This is a genomic window from Lapillicoccus sp. (assembly GCF_025353065.1).
GTDB lineage: Bacteria > Actinomycetota > Actinomycetes > Actinomycetales > Dermatophilaceae > Lapillicoccus.
In genome coordinates this window covers 1-15,118 of record NZ_JANXRJ010000294.1, presented here as the reverse complement: position 1 = coordinate 15,118, position 15,118 = coordinate 1, and the positions used below count along the sequence as shown (strand labels likewise).

General features: G+C 70.3%; 16 protein-coding genes. 7 read left to right on the top strand and 9 right to left on the bottom strand.

The window, feature by feature from the left end; all coding sequences use genetic code 11:
• Positions 1-13 precede the first annotated feature (13 nt).
• The 3 genes from Q0R63_RS21445 to Q0R63_RS21435 all read right to left on the bottom strand — a co-directional run bounded on the left by Q0R63_RS21445 (position 14) and on the right by Q0R63_RS21435 (position 2,759).
• Positions 14-853, bottom strand: a complete 840-nt coding sequence (locus tag Q0R63_RS21445; protein WP_295701975.1) for an ABC transporter permease — start codon at positions 851-853, stop codon at positions 14-16.
• Entirely contained in the window at positions 853-1,644 is a 792-nt protein-coding gene (locus Q0R63_RS21440) for an ABC transporter permease (RefSeq protein WP_366521193.1), read from the bottom strand. Before Q0R63_RS21440 ends, Q0R63_RS21445 begins: the two co-directional genes overlap by 1 nt.
• Positions 1,645-1,733: 89 nt before the next feature.
• Complete coding sequence (locus tag Q0R63_RS21435; RefSeq protein WP_295701970.1) at positions 1,734-2,759, bottom strand: ATP-binding cassette domain-containing protein; 1,026 nt, start codon at positions 2,757-2,759, stop codon at positions 1,734-1,736.
• 321 nt (positions 2,760-3,080) lie between these two features.
• On the opposite strand from Q0R63_RS21435, the gene Q0R63_RS21430 reads away from it, so the two are divergent.
• Complete coding sequence (locus Q0R63_RS21430; protein ID WP_295701968.1) at positions 3,081-4,274, top strand: PucR family transcriptional regulator; 1,194 nt, start codon at positions 3,081-3,083, stop codon at positions 4,272-4,274.
• 12 nt (positions 4,275-4,286) lie between these two features.
• On the opposite strand, the gene Q0R63_RS21425 is transcribed toward Q0R63_RS21430, so the two are convergent.
• Positions 4,287-5,519: a hypothetical protein gene (locus Q0R63_RS21425; RefSeq protein ID WP_295701966.1), complete on the bottom strand. Its 1,233-nt coding sequence runs from the start codon at positions 5,517-5,519 to the stop codon at positions 4,287-4,289.
• A 240-nt stretch (positions 5,520-5,759) separates the two neighbouring features.
• Between Q0R63_RS21425 and Q0R63_RS21420 the strand changes: the two genes are divergently transcribed.
• Together Q0R63_RS21420 and Q0R63_RS21415 are read left to right on the top strand one after the other, a co-directional pair.
• A complete protein-coding gene (locus Q0R63_RS21420; RefSeq protein WP_295701964.1) occupies positions 5,760-6,419 on the top strand; it encodes a hypothetical protein in 660 nt (219 codons plus the stop codon).
• Between the two features lie 29 nt (positions 6,420-6,448).
• Positions 6,449-7,054 carry a hypothetical protein gene (locus Q0R63_RS21415; protein WP_295701962.1) on the top strand — a complete coding sequence of 202 codons (606 nt, stop codon included), beginning with the start codon at positions 6,449-6,451 and terminating at the stop codon, positions 7,052-7,054.
• Positions 7,055-7,129: 75 nt separating this feature from the next.
• Here the strand turns inward: Q0R63_RS21415 and Q0R63_RS21410 are convergent, their stop codons facing one another.
• Both Q0R63_RS21410 and Q0R63_RS21405 read right to left on the bottom strand, forming a co-directional pair.
• On the bottom strand, positions 7,130-8,158 hold the full coding sequence (locus tag Q0R63_RS21410; protein WP_295701959.1) for a DUF2891 family protein: 1,029 nt from the start codon (positions 8,156-8,158) through the stop codon (positions 7,130-7,132).
• Positions 8,159-8,397: 239 nt separating this feature from the next.
• The gene (locus Q0R63_RS21405) at positions 8,398-9,135 is read right to left on the bottom strand and encodes a GntR family transcriptional regulator (protein WP_295701957.1); all 738 of its coding nucleotides are present in this window, start codon (positions 9,133-9,135) and stop codon (positions 8,398-8,400) included.
• A gap of 79 nt (positions 9,136-9,214) precedes the next feature.
• On the opposite strand from Q0R63_RS21405, the gene Q0R63_RS21400 reads away from it, so the two are divergent.
• Genes Q0R63_RS21400 through Q0R63_RS21390 form a run of 3 tightly spaced genes read left to right on the top strand, consistent with a single transcriptional unit; the run spans position 9,215 to position 11,501 of the window.
• Positions 9,215-9,982, top strand: coding sequence for a 5-oxoprolinase subunit PxpA (locus Q0R63_RS21400; RefSeq protein WP_295701955.1), 768 nt, complete (start codon positions 9,215-9,217; stop codon positions 9,980-9,982).
• Positions 9,979-10,611: an allophanate hydrolase subunit 1 gene (locus Q0R63_RS21395; RefSeq protein WP_295701953.1), complete on the top strand. Its 633-nt coding sequence runs from the start codon at positions 9,979-9,981 to the stop codon at positions 10,609-10,611. The genes Q0R63_RS21400 and Q0R63_RS21395 overlap by 4 nt, the downstream gene beginning before the upstream one ends.
• Complete coding sequence (locus tag Q0R63_RS21390) at positions 10,608-11,501, top strand: biotin-dependent carboxyltransferase family protein (protein ID WP_295701951.1); 894 nt, start codon at positions 10,608-10,610, stop codon at positions 11,499-11,501. Before Q0R63_RS21395 ends, Q0R63_RS21390 begins: the two co-directional genes overlap by 4 nt.
• A 350-nt stretch (positions 11,502-11,851) precedes the next feature.
• Here Q0R63_RS21390 and Q0R63_RS21385 read toward each other — a convergent pair whose 3' ends face one another.
• Both Q0R63_RS21385 and Q0R63_RS21380 read right to left on the bottom strand, forming a co-directional pair.
• Positions 11,852-12,328 (bottom strand): MarR family transcriptional regulator, encoded by a 477-nt coding sequence (locus Q0R63_RS21385; protein WP_295701950.1) that lies wholly within the window; start codon positions 12,326-12,328, stop codon positions 11,852-11,854.
• Positions 12,325-13,017: an SDR family oxidoreductase gene (locus Q0R63_RS21380; RefSeq protein ID WP_295701948.1), complete on the bottom strand. Its 693-nt coding sequence runs from the start codon at positions 13,015-13,017 to the stop codon at positions 12,325-12,327. The genes Q0R63_RS21385 and Q0R63_RS21380 overlap by 4 nt, the downstream gene beginning before the upstream one ends.
• A 155-nt stretch (positions 13,018-13,172) precedes the next feature.
• Here Q0R63_RS21380 and Q0R63_RS21375 point away from each other — a divergent pair, with 155 nt between their 5' ends.
• On the top strand, positions 13,173-14,858 hold the full coding sequence (locus Q0R63_RS21375) for an APC family permease (protein WP_295701946.1): 1,686 nt from the start codon (positions 13,173-13,175) through the stop codon (positions 14,856-14,858).
• A gap of 57 nt (positions 14,859-14,915) precedes the next feature.
• Here Q0R63_RS21375 and Q0R63_RS21370 read toward each other — a convergent pair.
• On the bottom strand, positions 14,916-15,118 hold a 203-nt coding region (locus Q0R63_RS21370), incomplete at its 5' end, for a hypothetical protein (RefSeq protein WP_295701944.1).

Sequence of the window (15,118 nt, the reverse complement as noted above, 5' to 3'; positions counted from 1 at the left end):
TTCTGCGGCGCCGTCATCCGGCGATCCGCACCGTCGTCGTCGCGCCCCAGAGAGCGAGCGAGAGGAAGAAGTCGATGACGGCGACAGTGACGATGCTGCGACGCACGGCCGTGCCGACGGCGAGCCCCACACCGGCGGGACCACCCTCGGCGTGGAAGCCGTGGTAGCAGTGGATGAGGATGATGAGGATCGAGAAGACGAGGACCTTCACGAACGAGAGGACGATGTCGACGGGCGGCAGGAAGAGGGAGAAGTAGTGGTCGTAGGTGCCGGCTGACTGGCCGTAGAAGTAGACCGTCACCACCCGTGATCCGAGGTAGGAGGTGAGCAGCCCCACGATGTAGAGCGGGACCACGGCGATGATCCCCGCGATCATCCGGCAGGTGACGAGATAGGGGATGGTCGAGACACCGATGGCGTCCAGCGCGTCGATCTCCTCGTTGATCCGCATCGAGCCGAGCTGGGCCGTGAAGCCCGCCCCGACGGTCGCCGCGAGCGCGAGGGCGGCGACGAGTGGTGCGATCTCGCGGGTGTTGAAGTAGGCCGACACGAAGCCGTTGAGGGTCGAGGTGCCGATCTGGTCGAGCGCGGCATACCCCTGGATGCCCACGACCGTGCCCGTGAAGAGGCTGAGGGCGATCATCACCCCGATGGTGCCGCCGATGACGGCGAGGGCGCCGGAGCCGAAGCTCACGTCGGCGAGCAGCCGGACGACGTCCTTGGGGTAGCGGCGCAGGGCGACCGGCGTGAGCGACACGGCACGCAGGTGGAAGCGCACCTGGGAGCCGACTCCGGCGACCCACCGCACAGGGCGCTGGGCGACGCCGCCGAGGGTCTCGCGATCGAGGCTCATCAGGTCCCCTTCGGCGGAATGACTTGGAGATAGAGAGTCGTCATCGCGAAGTTGACGAAGAAGGTCAGCAGGAAGGTGATGACGACCGACTGGTTCACGGCGTCACCGACACCCTTGGCGCCCGGCGGGGGGTTGAGCCCGCGGAAGCAGGCGACGACCCCGGCGATGAAGCCGAAGATCAGGGCCTTGAGCTCACCGACGTAGAGATCGGGCAGCTGGGCGAGCGCCGAGAAGCTGGCGAGGTAGGCGCCGGGCGTGCCGCCCTGGACCACCACGTTGAAGAAGTAGCCACCGGCGACGCCCACCACGGACACCATGCCGTTGAGCAGCACCGCGACGAGCATGGAGGCGAGGACGCGGGGGACGACGAGGCGGTGGATCGGCGAGACCCCGAGCACCTTCATCGCGTCGATCTCCTCGCGGATCGTCCGTGCGCCGAGGTCCGCGCAGATCGCAGCGCCACCGGCGCCGGCGATCATCAGGGCCGTGACGATCGGGCTGGCCTGTTGGATCACCGCGAGGACGCTGGCGGCCCCGGTGAAGGACTGCGCCCCGAGCTGCACCGTGAGGGTGCCGAGCTGCAGGGCGATGACGGCGCCGAACGGGATGGCGACGAGGGCCGCCGGGAGGATCGACACGCTCGCCACGAACCAGAACTGCTCGATGAACTCCCGCCACTGGAAGGGTCGCCGGAAGGTCAGGCGGATCGTGTCGAGGCCGAGGGAGAACAGCTGGCCGGTGCCGCGCAGCGAGCGGGCGAGCGCGCCCCCGGGGTGAGGCGGGTAGGGGATGTCGTCGTCGTGCAGGTCAGCGCGCTTGACGATGTCGAGACCCGGGGGGTCCCGGTCGTCGTCACGGTCCCCCGTGAGATCGAGCAGGGTCACGGCATTCCACCCAGCCCGGCGACCGTGGCGTTGATGGCCCGCCAGCGGGCGGCCTCCTCCGGGGGGGCCGCGGCGAGGATCTCGGCGCGCACCCGGGCGGGCAGCTCGTGCAGGGACGCGAGGACGCGCCGGCTGCGGCGCTCTTCGCCGGACCGGGCCGGGAGCCCGCGGGTCGGTCGCATCTGGGGGACGAGCCCGCGCACGTCCTCCTCGTTGTCGTCGTGGATGAGCTCGGCCTCGCGTGCTGCGGTGGCGTCGTCCTTCTCCTCGGACATGCCGATGGGCCCGATGCGCCGGCCGTTGAGGAACTGCTCGACGACCGGCTCCTCACTCGTGAGCATGACCTCACGGGGCCCGAACATCACGAGCTCGCGGTTGAACAGCATCCCGAGGTTGTCGGGGAGGCGCCGGGCGAGCTCGATGTTGTGGGTGACGATGAGGATGGTCATGTCGAGCTCGGCGTTGAGGTCGATGAACGTCTGGGCGAGGTAGGAGGTGCGCACCGGGTCGAGGCCCGAGTCGGGCTCGTCGACCAGGATGATCTCCGGCTCGAGGACCAGCGCGCGGGCCAGACCGGCGCGCTTGCGCATGCCGCCCGAGATCTGGCCGGGCACCTTGGCGCCTTCGCCGCCGAGACCGACGAGCTCCATCTTGTCCTGGACGATCCGGCGGATCTCGGTCTCGGTTTTGCGGGTGTGCTCACGCAGCGGGAAGGCGATGTTGTCGTAGAGGTTGAGGGACCCGAAGAGGGCACCGTCCTGGAAGAGGACCCCGAAACGCTTCCGCACCTCCTGGAGCTCGCGCTCGCTGCAGGACACCGTGTCGACACCGTCGACGTGCACGCTGCCTCGCTCCGGACGGATCAGACCGATGACGGTCTTGAGGAAGACCGACTTGCCGGTGCCCGAGGGGCCGAGCAGGGCGCTGATCTCACCGGGCGGCAGGGTGAGCGCGACGTTCTTCCAGATGTTCTGGCGACCGAACGACTTGGTCAGCGCGTCAACCTCGACGGTTGCCCCCATGACCTGCCTCCGTCTCTTCGCGATCTTTCGTGGCGCCGTGCACGCTCAACCTCGGTGCAGAACGCGATCGGTCGCCTCTCGGAGGGCGGGACCAGGTTCAGCACCGAACCTCGCTCACTGTAAGTAGGCCCATTCTGGTGTGCAAGAGCGCCGCGATGGGAAATACTCCGGAGTAGGAAACAGTGCTCATCCGAGCATGACGATCTTGGCGGGTCCGTGCATGTGCACGAAACCTGCCGGACCCGAATCGCGGCCCGCGCCTCCAGTGGGGCTGCTCCGGCGGCAGAGACAGGTGGTGCGCCGGTGACGGCGGGAGAACTCGTGAGCAGCCGCGTCGCAGAGATCATGCGGTGGTACACCTCCCTCCCCGAGCACGAGATGGTGCAGCTCGTGCGCGACGTCGACCGGTCGGTCCACGACGTGGCGCCGGCCTTCGTCGAGCAGGCGGCGCGCACCCCCAACGGTGCGACGGTGACGTCCATCGTCGAGATGTCCTTCACCGCCTTCGCGAGCTCGATCGACAACCCCGACCTCGCGGCTGCCTCGATCGGCGGCACCTTCTCCCGCATCGGGCACCAGATGGCCGTCGACGGGGTGGAGCTCGAGACCATGCAGCGCGCCCTCGAGAAGGCGTCCACGCTCATCGTCGACCGGATGGAGCAGCTGCTGGAGCTGCATCCGCTGCCGGCCTCGCTCGCCGTGCAGCTGATCCAGATGTTGACGCGGTACCTCACCCAGCTCCGGGTCTACGTCGAGGACGGCTTCACGGCTGCCCCGGCCGCGGAGATCGGCTCACGACGCGACCGTGGTGACCTCTTCGACCTGCTCGCCTCCGGCGCGACGACCCAGGACCTCGCGAAGTTCGGCGAGAGCACGCTGCTCCAGATGCCGGACCGGGTGGCGGCAGTGGTCGTCGGGGGGACGCGGCGACCGCTGCGCCGCCTGCCGCCCCTCGACGAGCACGGCTTCCTGCCGGCGTCCGGCCCGGTCACCGTCATCCTGGTCGCCGCCGAGCATCTCGACGACATCGCGGCCGCCGCTGCCAACCTCCCCCCGATGACCCGCCTGGCCGTCGGGCCCGTGGTCTCGGCCCAGCACGCCGCCGAGTCGATCGCCGTCGCCCGGGCCGCCCAGCGGCACCTCGACTCGGGCGTGCTACCCCGCGAGGACGTCTTCCGCTGCGACGACCACCTCATCGAGCTGCTGCTGCTCTCGGACCACATCAGCCTCAGTGCCCTCGCAGAGCGCCGGCTGGCACCGCTCGCCGCCATCCCCCCACGCGACCGCGAGCAGTATGCCGTGGCCCTCCTGGCCCTGCTGGAGACCGGCAAGTCGGTGCGCCAGCTCGCCCACGAGCTGCACTACCACCAGCAGACCCTGCAGTCCCGGGTCAACAAGCTCAAGGCCGTCTACGGCGACCAGCTCGAGGACCCGCAGGCGCGGGTCGAGATCATCCTCGCCCTGCGGCACGCCCTGCGGGCGCCGGCCGACGTGCTCGGCACCGAGGCCCCGTAGCCCACCCGCCTGTCACGGCTTCAGGCAGGTGTCCGTCGGCGGGGTCTCCTGGGTCAGCGGCAGGTTGGGCAGGAACGACGGCCACGCGCAGGGCGTGGGGTTCGGTTTCCACGGGTTGCCCTGCGGATCGGTCGGCGGGACGGAGGAGATGGCTCCTGGCCCGGTCAGCTTGTCGGTGTTGACCGGCAGGGTGCAGCCCAGCCCGGCGGCTTCGGGGGGGCACCCCAGCTTGTTGGCCGCGTCGGTGGCCCCCTGGACGAGGTGGACGGGGTTGCCCTTGCCGGAGAGCGCGCTGGTGAACAGCTGCGAGAAGTCTTCACCCGACGCGGAGCGGCACCCCGTGAAGGCGGGTATGTCGAGCGAGCCGTAGAGGTCGCCGCCGAAGATCGGGTAGTAGTACGTGGGTGGGGTGGGGCGCAGCCCGGGCACCGGGACGTACTTCCCCAGGAAGGCCAACGGCAGAGGGGCAACCCCCCGGCACGAGGGGCCGACGTCCAGCGGCCTGCCGTCGATGGTGACCCCGTCGAGGCGGATGGTGAGCAGCCCCGAGGCCTCGACGTCGAAGAGGTCGAAGGCGGACGAGCCGGGGATCGGGGTCGAGTCGACCTTGATCTGGATCGGGATGGGGAGGTCGCTGGAGTCGCGGACCTGGGACAGGTGGGTCGTCACCGTGACGGGGATCATCCCGAAGGCCAGGGCGGTCGAGGTGATCGCGGGCAGGTCGCCCCAGGGGTGGGGCGACCCGGTCGGCGACTGGACGAAGACCCTGGTCGGGAAGCTCTGCCGGTACTGCGTGCTCTTGTGGCCGCTGATGACGTTGTAGTACTGCCCGATCAGGTTCGCGCCGATGAGGGTCACGGGGAGCCGGATGGCCTGCTTGACCTTGACGACATCCGTCGTGCCCACCGTGAGGGCCGAGGTGGCGGTGCCGTTCTGGGCGAGCACCGGACGCTGATTGCGGCACAGCCCTGACTTCGGGCCAGGGTTGCAGGGCGAGCGCGTCGTCCCGAGGTAGAAGCTGGGCAGCCCCGGGGCGGGCGGGTTGGTCGGGACGACCAGGCCCGACTTGGCGTCGGGGAGCACCAGGCCGCCGACAGCATCGGGCGCAGCAACGGCTGCGAGAACGGAGCCGTCGGGTGCGGGAGCGGTCGCCGCGCCCGCGCCCTGGAGGCCGCCGGCGACGCAGGCCATCGAGGCGACGACGACGAGCGCGCGCACTCCCCATCGGCTCCAGTGACGATCCATCGGGCGAACGTACGTCCCGATCGTCGGGCGGCACAAGCCTCGTCACCCCCCTCTTGCCGGTGCGGCGAAGAATTCTGGCTGATCTCGTGCAGATGCCCCGCGCCCTTCCGGCTCGACCATCCATCTGTACTGAACTTCACCGTTCTTGTCCGAAGGGGCTTCACCCCGGGCCGTTCCGGGCCTACGTTCACTCTCGGGCCAGCCCTTGGCCACCGGACAACGATGTTTGGAGGAATCCCCATGTACCGCACGAAGACCCTCGCCCTGGCGAGCGCCGCTGTGGGAGCGACCGCAGTTCTCGTCCTGTCCTCGGGACCGGCGTTCGCTGCGGCGACCTACACAGTCAAGTCGGGCACGACGACGACCGGGACGACCACCTACACGGCCGCCACCACAGGCGCCTCCCCCCAGATCAAGTTCAACGACGTCACGACCGGTGTCGCCCTGTCGTGCACGAGCGGCACCGCTGCCGGCTCGATCAAGCTCGGCAGCAAGATCTCCGGTGTCGCTCTCGGCTCCATCGCCTCGACGACCTGGACCGGCTGCCTCGGGCCGGCCAGCCTGCCGGTGTCGGTCACGCAGAACGCGCCGTGGGCGATCAACCTCACCGGAACCCCGACGACGGGCGGCGTCACTGCTGCCACGGTCACCGGCGTCAACGCCACGGTCTCGGCCAACGCTGGCAGCTGCAGCTTCAACGTCACGGGCGGGGTCAAGGCGAAGATCACGGCCGCGGGCGCTACCAAGCAGAAGCTCACCGTCATCACGGCCGGGTCCACCCTGAAGGTCAGCAACGTCGCCGGCTGCTTCGGCCAGATCAACAACGGCGACACGGCGAACTTCGCTGGTGTCTACAAGATCTCGGCGGCCAGCGGCCCGCTCTCGATCACCACCCCGTAGGCGTCTGACTTCACCCCCAGGAGGATGACGTGAGAAAGTCAGCCATCGCCGCCGTGGCGGTCGGGGCCCTGGCCCTGACCGGCACGACCGTGTCCACCGCCAGTGCCGCGCCGGTCCCGGTGCTCAAGGTCATCTACGACGCCACGGGTTCTTCGACAGTGCTCAAGACCGGCAGCGTGGTGGCACTCGGTCCGACCACGTTGACGACCAACGTCCTGCCGGACGGGACCTTCACCGGTTCGCTGATCCTGCCGCCCGCCCAGACCTCGTTCAAGCTGCTGGGCTTCCTGCCGGTCACCGCGACGGTGAACTTCATCCCGGTCGGTCCCGTCAAGGGTGCGCTGGGCATCGGCAAGGTTCGGTCCAAGGCGTTCTTCGACATCCGCCTCTCGGACGTCACCCTGGCCGGGATCCCGACACCCGTCGGCGACTCGTGCCAGACCGGCCGCACGGTGATTCCGGCGAACACGCCCAAGGGTGAGAAGTTCGACCTCACCAAGGGCGGTAACCTCACCGGCACCTACACCATCGGGCAGTTCTCGAACTGCGGCCTGACGACGGTGCTGATCAACCAGCTCATCCCCGGTCCGGGCAACACCGCGACCCTTACCCTGAGCAACGGCCACGTGGCCTGAGACCTCCCTGCTCACGGACGGAGCCCGGACCGCCATCGGCGGTCCGGGCTTCGCCGTGTCGGGCGGGCGCCGTCGTCAGGGGTCCACGGCCAGCAGGGCGAACGAGACGAGCCAGTGGGTGGACATGAAGTCACCGACGACGATCTCGCGCTCGACGTGCTCGACCTGCGCCCGGGTCGCCGTGGCGATCCGTCGACGACGCTCCTCATCGACGATCGGCGCGATCCGCCGCAGCTGCCAGGCGCGGGACAGGCCCAACCCGTAGAGGTGCACAGCCTTGCCGTCGGTGCGGTCGAGCACCTCGGGGACCGTCAGCAGGGGGTCCCCCTCCTCGGCGAGGTGCGGGAGGAAGGCCGCCAGCCACGCGGCATACTCCCCGGGGGGCAGGACGCGACCCATGAGGTCGGCCTCGCAGAGGGCGGGCGACAGGAAGTCGCTCCCACCGGGCTCCCACGTGGCGGGGTAGTCGGTGTCCGCGCCGAACCAGTGCCGTGCCCTCTCCTCCACCAGCCGGGTCACGTCCTCGCGACCGAGTGCCGTCGCCGCCTCGTGGACGAGAGCCAGTCCGAACGCGAGGTTGGAGTGCTCACCGTGGCGCACCGGGTAGGCCAGCCTGGGCAGCCAGTCGGTCAGCAGGTCCGCCACGGTGTCGAAGAGCGGACGCGTCGCCTGCGCCCAGCGTTCGGCGCCGGGCACGGTCGATCCCGCGGTCGCGGCAGCGAGGCTCGCCACCCAGGCCCAGCCGTAGGGGCGCTCGTAGCCGGGATGACGACGCAGGTATGCCGCCTCGACCTCGCAGGCCTGTGGGGTGAGGCGCTCGTCGAGCAGGCGGACGAGCTCTCCCCGTGCCGCGGGCGCGAGGTGGTCGGCAGCGCGCCCCAGGAGGCGCACCGCCGACCACTGCATGTGCGCCGAGGAGTGCCAGTCGAAGGAGCCGTGGAACGCCGGGTGCAATCGGACCGGGGTCACGTCGACGTCGTCGGCGTCCGCCGAAACATGTTGGGAGGCATAGGGATACGTCGTCTGGAGCACCGTGGCCACGGTCTGCGCCCAGCGCGTCGCATAGGTCGGGCGCCAGTCCGGCGCGACGGCTGCGGCGTTCATCGCGGGAAGGCGAAGAAGAACATGATCGCGACGTTGGCCGCGAGCAGGACCCACATGGGCATGCCACCTCGCTGAGGTCGGGATGACGGCACGATGTCGCGCCGCTCGACAAGCACTCTAGAAGTTGTTCAACAATCTTGCCAAGGGGCTCGGCGTGTGGATCTCGGCGTGGGGATCTCGGCGTGGGGATCTCCGCGTGGGGATCTCCGCGTGTGGATCTCCGCGTGTGGATCTCGGCGTCAGGATCTGGGCTCGACGGCGCGACCGTCGAGGGTGTGTGTGGCATACAGGCCGACGAGGTGGCGCTCCGCGCGCAGCAGGTAGTCCTCCAGGAGGATCGCGGCCCGGACCAGCTCGCCGGACGCCACGAGCGAGGCGATCCTGCGGTTGTCCTCGAGGTAGGGCTCGTGGACTTCGCGGGCCGCGGCCACGACGAGGAAGAGCAGCCGCATCTCGGTCACGAGGCTCCGCAGCGTGCGCAGGATGACGTCGTTGTCGGCGAGCGTGGCCAGGGCCAGGTGGAACTGGCCGTTCGCGCTGCCCACCTCGTCCCAGTCACCGCTCTCGCTGGCTCGCCATCCCCGTTCGGCAGCATCGACGACCGCGAGGACCGATGTCTCCCAATGGTGCTGCAAGTGGCGCTCCCGCGTGGAGCCGTCCGGGTCGGGCTCTCCGCACCAGGCCGCCCGCCGCACCGCGGCCTCCCGTAGCGCGCCGCACTCGAGCAGTCGACGTGTCTCGTAGACGTCGCGGGCCTCGCGCACGCTGGGCCGACGGACGAACACTCCCCGGTTGGGCAGGTGCTCCACGAGGTGCTCGTGGGCGAGCACGCGGAAGGCTTCGCGCAAGGTGTTGCGACTGACCTCGAACTGGGCACCGAGGCGCGTCTCGTCGAGCCGGGTCCCCGGCCGCAGGCCCCCGTCGAGGATCGTGGCACGCAAGGCGTCGACCAGTGCCCCCGCAGCCAGCTTGCCCATCGACCCTCCGTCGTTCGTTCTCTGTCTCTGTGGTGCCAGCATCTTGACAGGTGACGGCTTGTTGAACAATCCTCGGCGTATGACGCGCCAGCAGGTGGACCTGAACGCGGACATGGGTGAGTCCTTCGGACGCTGGACCCTCGGCGACGACGCCGGTCTGCTCGATGTCGTCACCTCGGCCAACATCGCCTGCGGTTTCCACGCGGGCGACCCCGCGACCCTCGTCGCCACGTGTCGGAAGGCCGTCGCGCACGGCGTCGCTGTCGGGGCGCAGGTGGGATATCACGACCTCGCCGGCTTCGGTCGCCGGTTCATCGACGTCGCACCGGACGACCTCTATGCGGACGTGCTTTATCAGATCGGCGCGCTCGACGGCATCGCCCGGTCCGTCGGCGGGGCGGTGACCTACGTCAAGCCGCACGGCGCGCTATACAACGCGATCGTCCACCATGTCGAGCAGGCCGCCGCCGTGGCTGCGGCGGTCGCCGACCACCGCTCGGACCTCATGGTGCTCGGGCTGCCCGGCTCGGCGTTCCTGGCCGCCGCTGAGGCCAGGGCCCTGCGCACGGTGCGCGAGGCGTTCGCCGACCGGGCCTACACCCCTGACGGGACGCTCGTCTCCCGGCGCGAGCCCGGAGCCGTCCTCCACGACCCGGTAACCGTCTCCGAGCGCGTCGTGCGACTCGTGACCCACGGCCGTCTCGTCACGGTCGACGGCACCGAGATCGCGATCGATGCGGATTCGGTATGCGTCCACGGCGACTCCCCGGGCGCCGTCGAGCTGGCCCACGCCATTCGGAAGGCCTTGACGAGCGCCGGCGTCACGCTCACCGCCTTCGCCCCATGAGGCTGCGGCCCTGCGGCGACCGCGCTGTCCTGGTCGAGCTCGCTGACGCGGACGAGCGGCGCCGGCTCGAAGCCGCGCTGCGGGCCACGCCCCTGCCCGGCGTGCTGGAGCACGTCCCGGCTGCCCGCACGGTGCTCGTCACCGTGAACGACCCGACCCGCCTCGTCGGCGTCGTCGCCGCGCTGCGGTCGTTGACCCTCCCGCTCACCGGTGCCGACGTGGCCACCGAGAGCGTGCCCGACACGGACGTGCTCGAGATCCCCGTGACCTACGACGGGGACGACCTCCCCGAGGTCGCGACACACCTGGGCTGCGACGTGCGGGAGGTGGTCACGCGGCATACGGGACAGGTGTGGCTGGTCGAGTTCGCCGGTTTCGCACCGGGATTCGGGTATCTCCTCGGCGACCGAGGGGGGCTCGAGGTCCCCCGGCGGTCGACGCCCCGGACGCGCATCCCGGCGGGTGCCGTGGGGCTCGCGGGGCCCTGGAGCGGGGTCTATCCCCGGGCCTCGCCCGGAGGCTGGCAGCTCATCGGGCGGACCGATCTGGAGATGTGGGACACCCGGCGGGACCCGCCTGCGGTGCTCGAGCCCGGGCGCCGGGTGCGGTTTCTGGAAGCCGGGCTGTGAGCGCCCTGCTCGTGATCCGGGTCGGCCCGCTGGCGACGGTGCAGGACCTCGGTCGCCCGGGACACGCCCGGCTGGGGGTGACGACGAGCGGCGCCGCGGACCGTTCCGCCCTCCGCCTGGCCAACCGGATCCTCGGCAACGACCCGGCGGCCGCCGGGATCGAGGTCCTCCTCGGTGGCCTCGAGGTGCGCTCGGTCGGGCGCACGACCGTCGCCCTCACGGGGGCGCCGGCGCCGCTGACCGTGGCCGGGCGACCGGCCTCGCCGTGCGTCCCCCTGGACCTGCGCGACGGCGAGACCCTCTCCCTCGGTATGCCGCCCACCGGCCTGCGCAGCTACCTCGCCGTCCGCGGCCCGCTCGAGGTGGCGCGGGTCTTCGGCAGCGCCAGCACCGACCCGACATCAGGGGTGGGCCCGCCCCTCCTCGAGCCGGGCACCCTCCTCTCGATCTCCCGCGTGGGCAGCGAGCAGCGCTGTGGCGTAGACGATCTCGCGGCAACCGATCTCGCCGCACCCGCGTCCCCGGCCGTCGGCGACCTCGTCCTCCGGGTCGTGCTCGGACCCCGTGACGACTGGTTCGACCCGGCCTCGGTGGCGCGATTCACCACGTCGGCCTGGGAGGTCACCGCCGACCTCGATCGGGTCGGCATCCGCCTGGCCGGCCCCCCGCTCGCTCGTTCCCGCACGGGCGAGCTCGCGAGCGAGGGCGTGGTTCGGGGGTCGGTCCAGGTGCCTCCCTCGGGCCAGCCCCTCGTCTTCCTCGCCGACCACCCCACCACCGGCGGCTACCCCGTCATCGGTGTCCTCGCCGACGAGGACACCGATGCCCTTGCGCAGGTGCGACCGGGCGGACGCCTGCGGTTTCGGCCGACCCGACCGTCCTGGACGTAGTGCCCCGTCGTCGTCGGGCAGCCAGGTGCGAGCCGCCCACAGGCTGTCCCGAGCCGAGTCACCGTACGACGAGGCCCGCGCGCTCGAGGTCGCGGATGACCCGAGCGGCCCTCCTGCGAGGTGATGCCCAGGTGCTCGGCGACCGAGACCGGCCGACGCGCACCGAAACGCAGGTATCGCAGCCCCATGGCAGACCGACATCGAGTGGTCCACACGTCGTCCCCGGCGGGATCTGGTGCCCGATCATGACCTTCGCCCCCCGCTGCGTGGTTGGACCAGCGCCCCGTTCGCCGCGCGGGCCTGACGAGTTGTCCACAGGGAGATCTGCCGACCCCTGGGGTTCAAGACCATCAGCCGTCGGGAGCCAACCGTCGATCGTCGGGTGCGGCCGCGTCGGCTTCGAGAAGACGCGTCAGGAGCCGGGTGAGCGTCGCGAGGTCGTCGGCCGGAAGGGCACTGACGGCTCGGGGTGGGCGCAGCAGGATGGTGTCGGCGGTCACGATGGCATGGTGCCCGGCGGCCGTGAGGGTGACCAGCTTGCGGCGCCGGTCGTCGGGGTGCGGGCGCCGTTCGACGAGACCCTGGGCTTCCAGCTGGTCGACGATCACGGTCGCATAAGGCGGATCGACGCCGTTGGACTTCGCGAGCTGGCCGAGGGTCAGCGGTCCGTCGCGGAGCTGGAAGAGGATCTTGCCCCGGCCGCCGCCGAGACGGAACCCGAGGGCCTCGGCGAGCTCGCCCCGGCGGTCGTGGACCTCGGCGAACCGCTGCAGGAGGGCCCAGGCCTGCCGGACAGGATCGCCCGCGGACCGTGAGGTCGCGCTCACCACGCGACCGTCCGGCCGAGGTAGTCGACCGAGAGCAGACCAGGTCGGCCCCGGAGGTCGTCGAGCGTGCGGACGACGTTCGGGATGCTCTCGTCGACGGTGAGCCGGGCGTCCCGGCCGCCGAGCTCGGTGCGCACCCAGCCCGGCGCCATCAGGACGAGGGTGCGGCGATCGCCGGCGTGCCGCGCCGCATAGCTGCGCATGAAGGTGTTGAGCGCGGCCTTGCTGCCGCGATAGACCTCGTGACCACCCCGCTCGTTGCCGGCCACGCTGCCCTGGCCCGAGGACATCACCCCGATCGTGCCTGCCGGCTCGACGAGGTCCTGCAGCGCCTCGACGACACGCAGCGGGCCGAGCGCGTTGGTGACCATGACCCGGTTGAAGTCGTCGGTCGACGTCTGGGACACCGTGCCCTCGGGCGCGTTCGTGACGCCGGCGTTCACGAACAGCAGGTCGAACCGCCGATCCGCCAGGCGATCACGCAGCGCCGTGATCTGCTCGGGCACGGTGACGTCGACGGTCTCGATCTCGAGGTGACCCGGACAGGTGTCGGCGAGGTCGTGCACCGGCGTCCGCGCCGAGCCAGGCACCGTGGCGACGACATCCCGACCGCCTCCGACCCATTCGCGGGCCAGCGCGAGTCCGAGACCGCGGGACGCCCCGATCAACAGCACATTAGTTATTGCCATAGCAAGTATTGTTACTAGTACAACTACTTTCGTCAAGCCTCGCGGCGACGGGGCCAGGAACCTTCACCCGGCATACCCCTCCCGTCCGTGCCCCGGTGGCCCTAGATTCTCCTCACCGACTGCCAACCCCGAGGCCCGTCGGGAGAGGAGCCCCCGTGACCGTCACAGAGACACACAGCACCACCGAGAGCAAGGGCCTCAAGGCCGGCGCGCTCGGTCTGATCGGCAGCATCGTCGTCGGCGTCGCCTCGACGGCGCCGGCCTACAGCCTGGCCGCCAGCCTCGGCTTCGTCGTCATCACGAAGAACGGCGACGGCATCGTCGGCACCAAGGCGCCGCTCGTGATGGTGCTGGCCTTCATCCCGATGTACATGATCGCCGTCGCCTACAGCGAGCTCAACAAGGCCGAGCCGGACTGCGGCACGACCTTCACCTGGGCCGCCCGCACCTTCGGCACCCGCGTGGGCTGGATGGGCGGCTGGGGCATCATCATCGCCGACGTCATCGTGATGGCCAACCTCGCCCAGATCGCCGGGTCCTACACCTTCACCCTCTTCGGGTTCGCGGACCTCGCGGGGAGCACCTTCTGGTCCACCGTGGCGGGCATCGTCTGGATCGTCATCATGACCTGGATCTGCTACCGCGGGATCGAGGTGTCGGCGCGCCTGCAGTACGCCCTCCTCGGCATCGAGGTCGTCACGCTGGTCGTGTTCGCCGCCTTCGCCCTGGTCAAGGTCTACTCGGGCGGGGCGCCCCAGGGGCTGCGGCCGAGCTGGGACTGGTTCACCCCGACCGGCCTGTCCGGCACCGCCGTCGTCACCGCCACCCTCATCGCCGTCTTCATCTACTGGGGCTGGGACACCGCGGTGGCGACCAACGAGGAGGCCGACGACCCGGCGACGACCCCCGGACGGGCGGCGATCATGTCGACCGTGCTGCTGCTGATCACCTACGCGTTGGTGTCCGTCGCGACGATCGCCTTCGCCGGCGTCGGCACCGACGGCATCGGGCTGGGCAACGCGGACAACGCCAGCGACGTCTTCGCCTCGATGGGCCACGAGGTCTTCGGCGGCGGCACGGTGGGCTTCATCATGGTCCACCTGCTGGCGATCAGCGTGCTGACGTCCGCCTCCGCGAGCACCCAGACGACGATCCTCCCGACGGCCCGCACCACCTTGTCGATGGCGGTCTTCAAGGCCGTCCCCGAGCGGTTCGCCCGGATCCACCCGAGGTATCTCACGCCCACCGACTCGACCATCGGCATGGGGATCGTCTCCATCCTCTTCTACGTCGGGCTCACCCTCATCAGCCAGAACATCCTCGCCGACACCATCGCGGCGGTCGGTCTTATGATCGCCTTCTACTACGGCCTCACCGGGTTCGCCTGCGCCTGGTTCTACCGCAAGACGATGTGGGCCAGGCCGCGCGACATCATCATGCAGGGAGTCATCCCGTTCGTCGGCGGCCTCATCCTGCTGGCGGCCTTCGTCTGGGCCGCGAAGACCTACGCCAACCCCGACCAGGGCTCGACGAGCATCTTCGGCATCGGTGGCATCTTCATCCTCGGCGTCGGCTCCCTGCTGCTGGGGGTGGTGCTGATGCTCGTCTGGAGCGCCATCGCCCCGGCCTACTTCCGGGGGGAGACGCTTCCCAGGCGCGACTCCAGCGACCTCGTCCTCGTCGGGGGTGGTGGCCGCCCGACCGGCGTCCGGCTCCCCGACAGCCGCGAGATGACCGTCATCGCCCCGGACCTGTCGAACCTCCCGCCGGGCACCACCGCCGTCAACCCGCATACCGGCGAGGAGTTCACCCGGGGCAAGGGCGAGTCCGACCCGGAGTAGCCCGACGTCACCCCCCGCTAGTTGCTTCCGGATGGCCCGTTCTGGCCGACATTTCGGTCACGATGGGCCCGCCGAAAGCAACAAGCGGGGGTTGGGGGCTCGCTCGAGGCGCAGGACCAGGGTGGCAGTCACCCCGAGCAGGGCCGCCCCGGCGAGCGCGAGGAGCCGCTCCGCCGCGCCCCCGTATGCCGCCGGGACGACGACGAGCAGCACGAACACCACGACGAGCACGCCGCAGAGGGCGAAGACCGTTGTCGCCA

Excerpts from the sequence above, each read along its gene's own strand:
- Q0R63_RS21435 (WP_295701970.1), bottom strand. The coding sequence starts at position 2,759 with ATGGGGGCAACCGTCGAGGTTGACGCGCTGACCAAGTCGTTCGGTCGC.
- Q0R63_RS21445 (WP_295701975.1), bottom strand. The coding sequence starts at position 853 with ATGAGCCTCGATCGCGAGACCCTCGGCGGCGTCGCCCAGCGCCCTGTG.
- Q0R63_RS21405 (WP_295701957.1), bottom strand. The coding sequence starts at position 9,135 with ATGGGCAAGCTGGCTGCGGGGGCACTGGTCGACGCCTTGCGTGCCACG.
- Q0R63_RS21395 (WP_295701953.1), top strand. The coding sequence starts at position 9,979 with ATGAGGCTGCGGCCCTGCGGCGACCGCGCTGTCCTGGTCGAGCTCGCT.
- Q0R63_RS21380 (WP_295701948.1), bottom strand. The coding sequence starts at position 13,017 with ATGGCAATAACTAATGTGCTGTTGATCGGGGCGTCCCGCGGTCTCGGA.
- Q0R63_RS21425 (WP_295701966.1), bottom strand. The coding sequence starts at position 5,519 with ATGGATCGTCACTGGAGCCGATGGGGAGTGCGCGCGCTCGTCGTCGTC.
- Q0R63_RS21420 (WP_295701964.1), top strand. The coding sequence starts at position 5,760 with ATGTACCGCACGAAGACCCTCGCCCTGGCGAGCGCCGCTGTGGGAGCG.
- Q0R63_RS21400 (WP_295701955.1), top strand. The coding sequence starts at position 9,215 with ATGACGCGCCAGCAGGTGGACCTGAACGCGGACATGGGTGAGTCCTTC.
- Q0R63_RS21410 (WP_295701959.1), bottom strand. The coding sequence starts at position 8,158 with ATGAACGCCGCAGCCGTCGCGCCGGACTGGCGCCCGACCTATGCGACG.